Raw genomic sequence first — 12,761 nt, 5'->3', positions numbered from 1 at the left:
CGCACTGGACGAGGTGTCCCCGGTCCGGGAGACCGACGCGTTCGCATATGAGGATCACGATCCACTTCTATCGACCGCCGTATTGGATTGTAGCCAAAGGCTGGAGGGGCTCCAATTAACCGTTATCAGAACAAAAGCCTGAAAATCATCTATTAATGAGCTGTCTATGGGCGAGAACGATACTCAGTCGGGAAAATCGGTAACTACTGTCCGACTCGGATAGTTGAGCATCGTGTCGAACCAATCCTACAAGTACTAATAATATTAAATAACTATATTTGTCAAGTGTAGTTCTGATAGGCGGTCACTGCGAGAGAGAATATTATTAGGGCGATCAAGCCAATAGAGATGGAGCTACTTGTCATGAAGCTAATTGGTTCACGACCGGTAAGCAACCATCCCCGAACGAAGCCCGTCTCTGCTATTGGTCCGACAATGACTCCGAGAACGGGACTGACGATGGGATAGTCATATCTCACGAAGACGACCCCCATCAGACCTGCTGCAATCATCACAAACAGGTCGAAGCCGGAATTACGGACCGCGAATGCCCCGACAACCGCTAGCAGGGTCACTGCGGGGATGATGTAGCGGATGGGAATGTACGCCACTTTCCCGAAGTACCGCGATCCGGATAATCCGTACACGATGATGAGGAAGTTGCCGATAAACAGCGAGAAGATCATCGCGTAGACGATGGGTCCGGACCGCTGAAACAGCCCTGGCCCCGGATTGAGACCGTGGATCGCGAGCGCGCCGAGCAACGCAGCCGTGGCACCGCTTCCGGGGATTCCGAGTGTCAGGGTGGGCATCAGCGCTCCGCCTTGCGTCGCGTTGTTGCTGGCGTCTGCGGCGATCACGCCCTCGATGATGCCCGTTCCGAACTTGTCGGCGATGTCGTCCGAAGACCACCGCTGGGCTTCGTTGTAGGAGACGAAGTTCGCAACGTCGGCGCCCGCACCCGGCAGTGACCCGATGAATGTACCGATGCCGGCGGCACGGAAGAAGTCGACCGGACGCTGGAAGACGGCTCGGACGCCGTCGATCACCTGATCGAACCCACCGCTTCCTCCATTCCCGCCGTTGGAATTGGTAATCCCTCCACGGATAGCTAGCCTGATCATCTCCGTGATGACGAAAAGGCCGATGAGGATCACGATGTAGTTGAACCCGTCACGCAGGATCGTGAACCCGAACGTGGCGCGCGGCCTAGCGAGTTGGGGGTCGTTGCCGACGGTGGCAATCAGTAACCCCAGCATCCCCGCGAGCAGGCCTTTCGATAGCGAAGCGTTTTTCGCCGCCGGGATTATCGTCAGCGCAAAGATCGATAGGAAGAACATCTCCGGCTGGCCGAATTCCAGAGCGAAATCCGCGATTATTGGGGCTGCCACTAGGAGTGCTCCGGCGGCAAGAATCCCGGCCACTCCGGATGCGAATGCGGAGACGGCCAGTGCATAAATTGCCAAACCCTGCTGAGTGAGCTTATAGCCGTCCCAACAGGTAACAACGGATCCCGGCGCGCCGGGCGTGTTGATAAGGATCGCCGGAATCGAACCGCCGTACACGGCAGCCCCATAGGCCGAGACGAGCAGTATCAGCGCCACGGCAGGTTCGAGCGGAATCGTCACTGGCGTTAGCAGGATCACCGTCATCGTCGCCGAGAACCCGGGAATGGCACCGAAGATCACGCCGACTGCCGTCCCAAGGAGGATCGCTAACAGAACGATCGGATCGGCTAACACTTCGAGCCCTGCCATCATGTTCAGGGTCACAAACACGGTAGTTTCACGCACGGCGCTTAACAACAGTAGTGGTATCTGACCTTGCATTGTTCTGGTTATGAGAGCGGTATCTTGAGCCAGGAGACGAACACTGCCCAGACTATCACGGCGAACCCGGCCGAGTACGCGACGATTCTCGTCCACCTACGCTCGCCGAACAGGACGAGGGTAGCGGCCAAGAACACGGCCGACAGCCCCATGAATACGAGGTTCGACATGAAGAGCGTATTGAGCGCCACAACGTATCCAGTCGTCAGCACGACGAAGATCGTTGAGGTCTTTCGGTTGAAGTACGGGGAATCGGTCTCTTCGTTTTCCTCGAATAGCTCCTCTTCGGCTGGACGGTCAGTGACGCTGTCGGCCACGTCAACTTCCCCGGCACCATCGGTCATCATCTCCTCATCCTCCCCGAAGGAGATCGCGTGTTGAACGATGGTGATGACTGCTAAAAATACGGTGACGTAGAGAACCGGTTCCGCGTATATGAGCGACTGGTCTGGCAAGCCCCGCGTGTCTATGTAATACAGTGCGCTGGCGATAATCGCGATAATAGGGAGGACGAGTTCCCCTATTTTCACCGTGATCGTTCTCCCGAACACGTCGTACGAAAGTTGTTTGGGAATATCTGGCATGATTTGGCGTATTACGGTGAGGCTGTTAAGCTTTATTATAAATCGTGTCCGAGGAGGGACTTACCCACTAATGAAGTCCTCGAACAACGATTCGTACTGAGACATGAACTCGGAGTTCTCCTGGACGATCGATTCGGTTTCGTCGGGACCGTTGTAACGAATGATCTTGTCGAGGTTCCCCTGTTCACTGGCACGGTCGAGGTAGTCCTCGGAGTTCATCGCCTCCTCATACGTCGTGACGAGTTCCTCGTACCTGTCGGGATGGTTCTCCTCGACGCCACCGGGAGCCATCATGAGTTTCCACTGGACGAGGCCTCTGTCAACCAGCGGGAGGTCATTTAACCCGAGTTCCTTGAACGAAGGTGTATCGGGCCAGAGTTCCTGTTGTTCGGGCGTGTGTGATCCGAGCGTCGTCACCTCGCCGATGTTAGACGGATTGAACGCCCACGGTTGGTTGACGGCGGCGTCGACGTCGCCGGAGAGCACGGCTTGCCGCGTCGGCGTTCCGCCCTCAAGATTGACCAGTTCCATGTCGACGTCGTACGTGTCTCGCACGAGAAGTCCCGAGAGCGCCGTGTTTCCGATAGCGGAAGTGAGGCCGACGGTGACGCTGTTCTCGCGCGCGTAATCGAGGAACTCGGTCATGTCGCTGTACGGCGAGTCCTGCGGAGCGAACCACATCGTCGGGTCGGCGTGATTGGTCCCGATGTAATCGAAATCCTCAGCCGTATACGGTGCGTCCTGGAAGAGCCACGTCGCCTGCATTTGCGGCAGATTCCACATCCCGACCGTGTACCCGTCGGCTTCGGCGTTGTACAGTTTCTCGCCGCCGACCTGTGTGGAACCGCCCGGATAGTTCTCCACGACGAAGTCCTCTCCCAGTGTCTCCGACCAAGTCGGGGTCAGCGCTCGCGTCGATCGGTCGGTTCCGCCACCTTGCGACCACGGGACGATGACAGTGACCGACCCGTCTCCGCCGTTGCCACCTCCTCCTCCACCGATTCCTCCCTGCGAACAACCCGCTAAACCGATTATGCTGACCGATGCTCCCGCCTTGATGAATGTTCTTCTATTTGATTTCATGATTGTTGTCTCTCTCTGTTTGATAGGTGCTTTTCGTCCTCCTCTTGCCTGTCTTTTGATCCCTGTTATCGTATGACTATCTCAAATTCGTTCTATTGAACTATTTGGTAGTAGTTAATAGTTTTGAACGATATTGTGATATATCACTCCGATTTCTGTCTCTCACCATGCTTTAGACGGAGAAATGTCGGGGGCCGGGGCACGATAGTGAGATTTAGCTCCGGAATATGCGCCGTCCGATCCGAAATAATGGTATCGGTACTGATAGCCGATAGCGATTATTCCAGAGTACCGGCTATGCCGGCTGTGGGTTAGAGTCAGCCAACTCCAACCATGGTATGCGTTAGCAAAAGTGTTATATCACTGCTTGTGCTCATTGAGAGGTATGCGAGAGCAAGCCTTAGAAGGAGTCGATGTTATCGATCTCGGTCAGATATACAACGGCGCGTACTGCTCACTGATACTCTCGTATCTGGGGGCGGACGTGACGAAGATCGAGCCACCATTCGGGGAACCACTCCGTTCACGCGTGGAAGAGGGGGAACCACCGGAGCTGGTGATGCTCAACTCTTCGAAGGACGGTATCACGCTGAATCTCAAGGAAGACCGCGGAAAGGAACTGTTCAAAGACCTAGTGCGTGACGCTGACGTCGTCGTGGAGAACTTCGCCGTCGGAACGATGGAGAAGTTCGGTCTCGGCTACGACACACTCTCGGAGATCAACCCGGAATTGATCTACGCTCACGGGAGCGGGTTCGGCGAGCACGGACCGAAAAGCGATCGGCTCGCGATGGACCTCATCGTTCAGGCGATCGGCGGCGTCATGGACGTGACCGGGTTCCCCGACGGTCCGCCGGTGAAAACGGGTATTGCGCCCGGAGACTTCCTTGGAGGTATTCATCTCGCCACGGGTGTAATGGCGGCGCTGTACGAGCGCGAGATAACTGGCGAGGGGCAGTTCGTCGAAGCGAGCATGTATGACGCGGTCTATCCCTCGCTGTTATCGCAGTTGGGATCCTACTACAAGGAGGAGAGCGTCCCGCCCAGAACGGGGAACCGTCACAGTGGCCTCGCGAAATGTCCGTACAACGCCTACGAGACGACGGATGGGTACGTCGCGATCCTCTGTGCGTCGGACAGACACTGGGAACAGCTGCTCGAGGTCATCGATAGAGAGGACCTGAAGGGACATGAGGAGTACGAGACGAACTTCAAGCGACTGGATCACATGGAAGAGATCGACGAGATCATCGAGGACTGGACGAGCGAGCGAACACGCGACGACGTCGAGTCCACGATGCTCGACGCTGGCGTTCCGTGTGGCGCAGTTCAGACCGTCGAGGAGGTCATCCACGATCCCCATCTCGAGGAGCGGGAGATGGTCAAGGAGATCGACCATCCGGAAATGGACGAGCCGATCCGGGTGCCCGGCACGCCGATACGCCTCTCGGAGTCCGAGATGCCGAACATCGAACCGTCGCCGACGAAGGGCGAAGACAATCACACCGTGTTACGCGACCGCCTCGGCCTCTCCGAAACCGAAATTGAAGAGCTAGAGGAGCGCGGCATCATCTAATTCCGCCCGATTGACTTTTTCCCCGGGAATCCCCTCGAAACGTTCCCGCGTCAGGTGTTTAACAGGATCTGTCAGCTCCTCTGGTTAAGTAAGTTGACGCGCGCCGCGGTGCGACTCGCCAGCTCCCGGAAGTTCTGTTTCGTCCCGCTTTCCTCGTCTCGGATCGCGATCGGTGGGAGATGCGTCACCGGTTCTCTTTCTTCTCTGGTACGTGGGAGCCGGAGGTCACCGAGCAGCGGAATGGAGATGCCGGGGGCTTCCGTCTCGTTCTCTGCCGTCAGCGTCCCGACGGACGGATCGATAGGGAGGTGACTGAGGACAGGGACATCGTACTCTTCTTCGATGTGGGCTCCGCCGCCGGTGCCGAAGATGTCGTGGTCGCTGTCGCAGTCGGGACACTCGAAGTAGCTCATGTTTTCCGCGACGCCGAGGATGGGTACCTGGTACTTCGCGAAGGCGTCAAGGCCCCGCTCGGCGTCGTCGACCGCGACCGCCTGAGGCGTCGTCACGATGACCGCACCGGTCACCGGGATGTGCTGTGTTAGCGTGAGATGGGCGTCGCCGGTTCCCGGTGGTAAGTCAACGATGAGGTAGTCTAGCTCGCCCCACTCGACGTCGCCGAACAGCTGTTTGAGCATGTCGTCGACCATCGGTCCGCGCCAGATAACCGGGTCGCTCTCGTCGACGATGAAGTCGATGCTCATCACCTTGACTCCGTGCGCCTCGTGCGGGACCATGGTGTCGTCCCGGGTCGTCGTCGGCGGATCGTCGGGCGCACCGAGCATAGTCGGCACGTTTGGACCGTAGATATCGGCGTCCAATAGGCCGACGCTTCCACCCGCGTCTGCAAGCGCTGCTGCGAGGTTCACCGCAACGGTACTCTTCCCGACGCCGCCTTTGCCGCTCGCCACTGCGACGACGTTTTTCACGTCCGGGATGAAATCGATCCGCGCTCCACCGTCCGCGGCGTCTGGTTTCCACTCGTAGTCGACGCTGGTAACGGCCGGGAGGCCCGCGATGGCGTCAGTGAGTTCTCGTTCGATCGAGGCTCGAAAAGCCGCTGATGGAACGGGTAACGTGAGCGTCACCGAGACCACGTCTTGATTGGCGGTTATGTCTCCGATGCCGCCCGTATCGACGAGATCGGCAAAAAGAGCGTCTCGACCGACCGAGGCGTCACGTATGGCGTTTTCGACCTTGGCTTCGAGTTCGCTCCTGTTCTGTTTCACGATCGTTAGTCATCGTCGTCCGATAATATGTCTTTGGGGTCCCATCTTTCAGACCGTCCGATCGGCCCGTCGACGTACCACGCGTCGTCTTCGTCGGTGGCCGTCGGCGGAGCGATCGGACGCTTGAGCCACTTGGGACGACGAAGGCCGTTCGGTCCCGGGGCCGGTTTGGCGTCTTCCACCCACTCCCTGTAGATCTCCATCGAACGGTCGGTGTCTACGTAGATATCGCCGTAGTGGTCATCGGATTCCGCCGGACGAACGGTAACCTTCTGGTGCCAGCAGTGCATTCCGGAGATCGGATCCGGATGCGGTGCGTGAGTGAGATTCTGCGCGACGCCGCCGTCGTTCCACCAGACTCGCTCACTATCGGGGTCAGTACTTTCGAAGGGCTTGATACCCTCGACCTGACGCATCCCCCACTGGTTGTTCTCGTTATCGAGGTCGACCGTCACTTTTCCGTACGGATCGCCGCCCTCCTGTACGTCGGAGTCGGCGTCTTCGCGGTTGACTTTCCACTGGCCCATGTGGTGGCTCATCGCGACGATACCCGGCTTGATGCTCTCGGTGACCCACGCTTCGTTCACGTAGTATCCGATATCGGTCTCCACACGGATGAGATCGCCCGTCTCGACGTCGAGTCGTTGCGCGTCGCGAGTGTGGATCCACACCGGGTTGTTGTGCGAGATCTCTTCGAGGTACTTCGAGTTCGAGGACCGGGAATGGATCTGCGTCGGCAGTCGGAACGTCGGAACCAGTACCATTTCCCCGTCTTCGTAGTCGATGTTCTCCGGATGGACGTGGGACTTGAGGTAGTTCGGAACGGTGTAATCGAGGTCATCCCATCCCCACTCCGCCATCGTCTTCGAGTAGAACTGCTGCTTCCCGGTCGGCGTCGGGAAGCCGCGTTTTATCTCCCCGTCGACCATGACGCCGACGACCTCCGATCCGTCTGATTCTGAAGCGTATTCGGGGTCCGAGCGCCGGACGGTTCCGTACTCGTCGACGTAGACGCCGTCCTCGTCGAGGATGGCGTCGTCTATCGTCTCCTCGTGGACCTCGTAGTCGTTGGAGGACGCCTCGAACGCGCCGTGGTGTTTCATGTACTCCAGCGGCGTCATATCCTTCTCGTCGGCGACTTCGACGAGGTTCTCCTCCTGTTCGAAGATGTAGCGGTAGTACTCGTCGATGGTCATCTTTGCCGGCTCACCGTCTTCACCGTCGCGGTATGGGCTCTCGAAGTACTCGCGAATCCCCAATTCGCCGTCCTCGTCGACCCGCCACGAGAGGTCGAGCCAGAACTCGTCTTCCTCCCACACTTCGCCGGGATTCGCCTCGTACGTCCGGTCGATATCTTGTCCCTCGCGTTCGGCATACTCCCGGAGTACCGGCTGGCGGTACGTCACCCATGTCCCCGCGTGCGTCTCCTGGCTCTGGATGTCGTGGCGCTCCGGACTGTGTCCCATCGGAAGGACGTAGTCGGCGAAGTATGCCGTCTCGTTCCACGTCGGCGTCAGCGCGACGTGAAGGCCGATCTTGTCCTCGTCGGTAAGCGCCTCGATCCACGAGAACCCGTCGGGATACGTGTACACCGGGTTGAATACGCGAGTGAAATAGACGCTGATCTTCCCCCTGTCCTCCTTGAGGAAATACGGGAGGAGCTGGCTCATCTCGTAGTGGGAGAACGGCCACTCCTTCGGCAACTGGAGTTCGTCCCAGAGCTTCTGGCGCGGCGGTTCGTTAGGGAGTTCCGGGTCGAACTTGTGCCACGCGTTCGGCGATGTCCCGCCCTTTGTTCCCACACTTCCCGTCAACACCGAGAGGAAGTGAAGCGTCCGAGACACCTGCCAGCCGTTCTTGTTTCCGCTGGCAGCGCTTCGCCAGATGTAGCTGGCGAACTGATCGCCGGCCATCCCGACCTTCCGCGCGACCTTCTCGATCTTCTCCGCGTCAACGCCGCTCTCCGCCTCGGCGTACTCGGGAGTGAAATCCGCATAGAGGTCCTTGAGCGTCCGAACGTACGTGTCGAACGTCCGGTCTCGCTCCGGGAACTCGTCGTCGAGGAACTGCCGCCAGTTCACCCAGTTCCGCAGGAACTGTTCGTCGTACAACTCCTCGTCGATGATCTGATTGGCGATCGAAAGCAGGATCGCAGCCTCGCTCCCTGGCTGAGTAGGCATCCAAATGTCCGACATCGCGGCCGTGTTGGAGAGCCGCGGGTCCATGACCGCGAGCTCGCCGCCTTCCTGCATCCCTTCCATGATGCGCTGGGCGTGCGGGTTGAAGTAATGGCCCGACTCTAGGTGCGCCGACAGCAGCAGGATGAACTCGGCGTTCGCGAAATCCGGGCTCGCCCGGTCGTACTTGTGCCAGAGCGCGTATCCGGTCCGTGCTCCGGAACTGCAGATGTTCGTATGGGAGTTGTGACCGTCGAGACCCCAGGCGTCGATGACCCGGTCCATGTACTCCTCGTGACCGGGTCGCCCGACGTGATACGTGATCTCGTTTTCACGGCCGTCCTCGATCGTCGTCCGCATCTCCGAAGCGATGTGGTCGAGTGCTTCGTCCCAGTCGACGCGCTTCCACTGGCCGCTCCCTCGGGGGCCGTCGCGTTTCAGCGGATATTCGATCCGCTGCGGGTCCTCGATCTGATTGATCGTCGCTGGTCCCTTCGCGCAGTTTTTACCTCGGCTACCGGGGTGCTCGGGGTTCCCCTCGATCTTCCGTATCTCGCCCGTGTCCTTGTTGATGTACGTAAGGAGGCCGCATCCGGCCTCGCAGTTGAAACACGCCGTCGGCACGACGGAGTATTCCTGCGGTTCTCCGCTCGACTCGAATTCGACCCAGGAGTCCCAGTCCTCGGGGTCAGGATACGAGGCTAACTGTCCGTCCTCGTCGTGGATAGCGTTGACCTCGGAACCGTCGAGGCGTTGCTGTTGCTTTTTCGTATCCGTCGATCGGTTCGACAGAAGTCCGAGCTTTTCTGCGAGCGCTTCGATCTGACTCGTTTCGAATTCGTGTCCCATTGTTCTGTTGCGGTTTGCGTTGTTTTTGTCTCTTCAGGCGAGGGAGATCGTCTGCGGTGCGAGTATCCAGCAGTACTCGTAGGCGAACAGCCCCACGAGGGCTGCGATGCCGGCGGCGGCGACCGCCGTAGCGCTAGCTCCGACTGCGACTACGGCAAGCGGGAGCAGAACGCCTATGCCCACGGCGCCGACCCAGAACTCCCGGCTGAACCGCCCGCGAGTGATGCGGACGGCCGCTTCTTCGGCGTCTTCCGTCTGATGCGGAGTGAATATCTCCGACAGGATCAGCGCGGCATGCAGGGCTATCCCGGCGCCGAGCACGAGACGGGCCGGACCGACGAGTCCGTCGAAGCCGGCCAGACCGAGCAGGCCCGTCGTCGCGCCGCCGGCGATGACCGCCTGCGTGAACATGTGAAGCGGCATTGCGGGACTCTGCCACAGGTCCCTCCCTTTCGACTGGCTGAAGAGGAACGCGGTGTAGACCGCTGTCGCCGCCGCGGCCACCGACGCGACCGACAGGACTACCGGATTGGTAACTACGTCGGCCCCGACTACCGCACCGGCGATCAGTAAGCCGAGAATCGCTCCGTAGACGGTGATGATGTACGCTCCCTTGACCAGCCACGAGTTCCAGTTCGGTCGAAGTAACACCCAGTGGAACCGCTGGGGTTGCTCTAGGTCGAGGATGAGAAGCACACCCGTGATCGCCAGGAAAACGGTACCAATGCCCGCGCTGAGGCCGATCAGTTCCGGGGTAACGCTGATGAGTCCCATCGCCGCGAGCATGGCGGGCACGAGGACGGCGCCGGCAGCGATGGACTTCGTCCAGGTGTAGGAGTACACCTCCCACCCCCAGGAGAGATAGTGGTTCTCGTCGATGTCGTAGACCCGCTTTGCCTCCTCGTGGAGGAGTTCGTACGCGCGTTCCGTCTTCGACTTGGACTCGTCTTCGTCGGCGAACTCGCGGTCGTTGTCGAGCGCCTCCGTCTGGACCGCGGACGTCGTTTCGGATTTCTGAACGCGCTGGCGCTCCTCATCGATCGCTGAACCCTTTGTGACACCCCCGTCGGAAGCCGTCCGCTCGCCTCCGGGATCAGACTTCTGACCACACTCACAGCTTCCGCAACCACAACCCCCGTCAGCTCGTGCTGATTCTTCGTCGTCGGAGAAGGCGACGTCCGATTCGGCGAGTGACTCCGCTGCTCGCTGGAGGTCGAAGTCCTCTCGCGCAGCGCCTTGCGTTTCCATCCTCGACGGCGAATCACTCCACATGTAATGTTCCTCTCGGGCGGTCGTTCCCGGAGTGATACTCCCTTCGTCCCCGTCGACGTAGAACAGCTTCGGTTCGGTCCCTTTTTCGGGCTTCCGCGCCTGAACCTCTTGGTCTGCGACGGTCTGCGTAATCTCCGTGTCGTTGTTCTCCATGTCCCCCGCGATGATAGCGTCCTCGGGACAAACGGTAACGCAAGCGGGTTCCCGGCCGGAGTCGACACGATGTGAGCAGTAGTTACACTTCGCGGCGGTGGACGTCTCGGGGTCGATGTACAGGGCGTCGTACGGACAGCCTTGCATGCACGCCTTGCAGCCGATGCACCGTTCCGGGTCGAAGTCCACGATACCGTCCTCGCGCTCCCAGAGCGCAGTGACGGGACACACGTCGGTACACGGCGAATCGTCGCAGTGGTTGCACCGCATTACCGAAAAGTTTCGATTGGTGTTCGGGAAGTCTCCCTTCTCGATCTGCTTGACCCAGGTCTTGTTCACACCGATCGGGTCGTCGTGTTCGGCTTTGCACGCGACCGTACATGCGTGGCATCCGATACACCTCCGGTTGTCGATTACGAATCCATAGTTAGTCATCTCTTCCTCCTTTCGCTATAGAATCAATGCACGTGGCTGAACCATAAAGGTTAGTGAACCAATCACATGCACGACTGTTCCGAGCACTGCCGAATGGGGTTACTCATGCCGGCTCAGTCACCGTATCGGCCCTTTACTGATCTTTCAAAACCGGTTCCTATTCCTACAAGTACTGTCCAGAGGTCATGGAAATAGTCACCAAGAGGGGACTCACCCGTATCTACCGCCTTTTCTGCAGAGTCCAGTCACGTGTTCTTGCCAGTTGGTGGCATATGTCGTGTGCAAAATCGTTAAGAGGGCATGAGTAGCACCTGTGAATGCACCAGAAAACGAGCGGGTGCTCCCACCCGAGTGTGATACACCCATGGAGTTAGCGACAGTCGGTATCATGCTGATCGCGGTAGTTACGAGTATGTTCATGGCGTGGACCATCGGCGCGGGGTCGAGCGGATCGACGCCGTTCGCGCCTGCAGTCGGTGCGAACGCGATCTCAGTGATGCGAGCCGGGTTTATCGTCGGTATCATGTGTCTCCTCGGAGCGGTAACGCAGGGCGGAGCCATCTCCAAGGCGGTTGGAACGGATCTGGTTCACGGCGTCAGTCTCTCGCCGCTGGGGACGGCGATAGCCCTCATGACGGCCGCACTCCTCGTCGCGATCGGTATCTTCACTGGCATCCCTATCTCCACCGCCTTCACCGCCACGGGTGCTATCATCGGCGTCGGCCTCGCGCTTGGGGGGGTGCCGGCCTGGACGAAGTATCGGGAAATACTGCTCCTTTGGATTCTCACCCCATTCGTCGGTGGCAGTGTTTCGTACGCGGCTGCACGAACGTTTCAGTGTGATCGCTACCGGCAGAGTCTCCTTACAGGAGCATTGGGGGGAGTCACGGGAATAATCATCGCAAACATGGAGTTCGTCGTGCTCGGATCGTCAGGGGAGAGTTCGTCGCTCGCGATGCTCGCCGGTTCGTCCTTTCCGGGCCAGGTCCTCTATGGCAGGGTTCTCGCTTCAGCGTTAGTTGGCGCGGGACTCACGATAGTTCTGTACAAACACGTCGCCCGAGACATCCAGAGGGGCCAACGACAGTTCCTCCTCGCTCTCGGGGGACTCGTCGCGTTCTCTGCGGGCGGGAGTCAGGTCGGCCTCGCTATCGGTCCGTTGATCCCACTCTTACAGCCACGCGGGGTTCCGCTGCTCGCCATTCTCTTCGGCGGGGGAGTCGGTCTGCTTATCGGCTCGTGGACGGCCGCCCCGCGGATGATCAAAGCCCTCTCGCAGGACTACTCGTCGCTCGGTCCTCAACGCGCGATCGCGGTACTCATTCCTTCATTCACGATCGCACAGTCGGCGATCTTCTTCGGCATCCCAGTCTCGTTCAACGAGATCATCGTCAGCGCCATCGTCGGAAGCGGGTATGCGGGGAACAGGGGAGGGGTCGGCAGGGAGAAAATGGTGAAAACGGGCTTCGCCTGGGTCGCTTCCCTCGTCGGGGCAATCCTCGTCAGCTACGCAGTGTACGCCGGCGTTGAAGCTGTCTTGTGAGTGGCTGTTACCGACAGCATCCTGCCCGTCT

General features: G+C 59.2%; 8 protein-coding genes. 2 read left to right on the top strand and 6 right to left on the bottom strand.

The genetic code is table 11. The features are described from left to right. Positions 1–281: 281 nt before the first annotated feature. From D8670_RS11840 to D8670_RS11830, 3 genes are all read right to left on the bottom strand, one after another. On the bottom strand, positions 282–1,772 hold the full coding sequence (locus D8670_RS11840) for a tripartite tricarboxylate transporter permease (RefSeq protein WP_205254079.1): 1,491 nt from the start codon (positions 1,770–1,772) through the stop codon (positions 282–284). A 65-nt stretch (positions 1,773–1,837) separates the two neighbouring features. Further along, complete coding sequence (locus tag D8670_RS11835; protein ID WP_121818295.1) at positions 1,838–2,413, bottom strand: tripartite tricarboxylate transporter TctB family protein; 576 nt, start codon at positions 2,411–2,413, stop codon at positions 1,838–1,840. Positions 2,414–2,473: 60 nt separating this feature from the next. Then, entirely contained in the window at positions 2,474–3,496 is a 1,023-nt protein-coding gene (locus tag D8670_RS11830; RefSeq protein WP_121818294.1) for a tripartite tricarboxylate transporter substrate binding protein, read from the bottom strand. 385 nt (positions 3,497–3,881) lie between these two features. Here D8670_RS11830 and D8670_RS11825 point away from each other — a divergent pair, with 385 nt between their 5' ends. After that, positions 3,882–5,072 (top strand): CaiB/BaiF CoA transferase family protein, encoded by a 1,191-nt coding sequence (locus D8670_RS11825; protein ID WP_121818293.1) that lies wholly within the window; start codon positions 3,882–3,884, stop codon positions 5,070–5,072. Between the two features lie 71 nt (positions 5,073–5,143). Here D8670_RS11825 and D8670_RS11820 read toward each other — a convergent pair whose 3' ends face one another. From D8670_RS11820 to D8670_RS11810, 3 genes are read right to left on the bottom strand one after another with little or no spacing between them, the layout of a single operon-like run. Then, positions 5,144–6,256, bottom strand: a complete 1,113-nt coding sequence (locus D8670_RS11820) for an Mrp/NBP35 family ATP-binding protein (protein WP_121818609.1) — start codon at positions 6,254–6,256, stop codon at positions 5,144–5,146. 50 nt (positions 6,257–6,306) lie between these two features. After that, on the bottom strand, positions 6,307–9,327 hold the full coding sequence (locus D8670_RS11815) for a molybdopterin-dependent oxidoreductase (RefSeq protein ID WP_121818292.1): 3,021 nt from the start codon (positions 9,325–9,327) through the stop codon (positions 6,307–6,309). 33 nt (positions 9,328–9,360) lie between these two features. Further along, positions 9,361–11,187, bottom strand: coding sequence for a 4Fe-4S dicluster domain-containing protein (locus D8670_RS11810; protein ID WP_121818291.1), 1,827 nt, complete (start codon positions 11,185–11,187; stop codon positions 9,361–9,363). 364 nt (positions 11,188–11,551) lie between these two features. On the opposite strand from D8670_RS11810, the gene D8670_RS11805 reads away from it, so the two are divergent. Continuing rightward, a complete protein-coding gene (locus tag D8670_RS11805) occupies positions 11,552–12,730 on the top strand; it encodes an inorganic phosphate transporter (RefSeq protein ID WP_121818290.1) in 1,179 nt (392 codons plus the stop codon). The last annotated feature ends 31 nt before the right edge of the window (positions 12,731–12,761 follow it).

This window comes from Halostella limicola, assembly GCF_003675875.1.
GTDB classification, from domain to species: Archaea; Halobacteriota; Halobacteria; order Halobacteriales; family Natronoarchaeaceae; genus Halostella; species Halostella limicola.
The sequence above is the reverse complement of the archived record's forward strand: the minus strand, read 5'-3'. Positions and strand labels throughout refer to the sequence as shown.

Excerpts from the sequence above, each read along its gene's own strand:
- D8670_RS11835 (WP_121818295.1), bottom strand. The coding sequence starts at position 2,413 with ATGCCAGATATTCCCAAACAACTTTCGTACGACGTGTTCGGGAGAACG.
- D8670_RS11830 (WP_121818294.1), bottom strand. The coding sequence starts at position 3,496 with ATGAAATCAAATAGAAGAACATTCATCAAGGCGGGAGCATCGGTCAGC.
- D8670_RS11825 (WP_121818293.1), top strand. The coding sequence starts at position 3,882 with ATGCGAGAGCAAGCCTTAGAAGGAGTCGATGTTATCGATCTCGGTCAG.
- D8670_RS11815 (WP_121818292.1), bottom strand. The coding sequence starts at position 9,327 with ATGGGACACGAATTCGAAACGAGTCAGATCGAAGCGCTCGCAGAAAAG.
- D8670_RS11810 (WP_121818291.1), bottom strand. The coding sequence starts at position 11,187 with ATGACTAACTATGGATTCGTAATCGACAACCGGAGGTGTATCGGATGC.
- D8670_RS11805 (WP_121818290.1), top strand. The coding sequence starts at position 11,552 with ATGGAGTTAGCGACAGTCGGTATCATGCTGATCGCGGTAGTTACGAGT.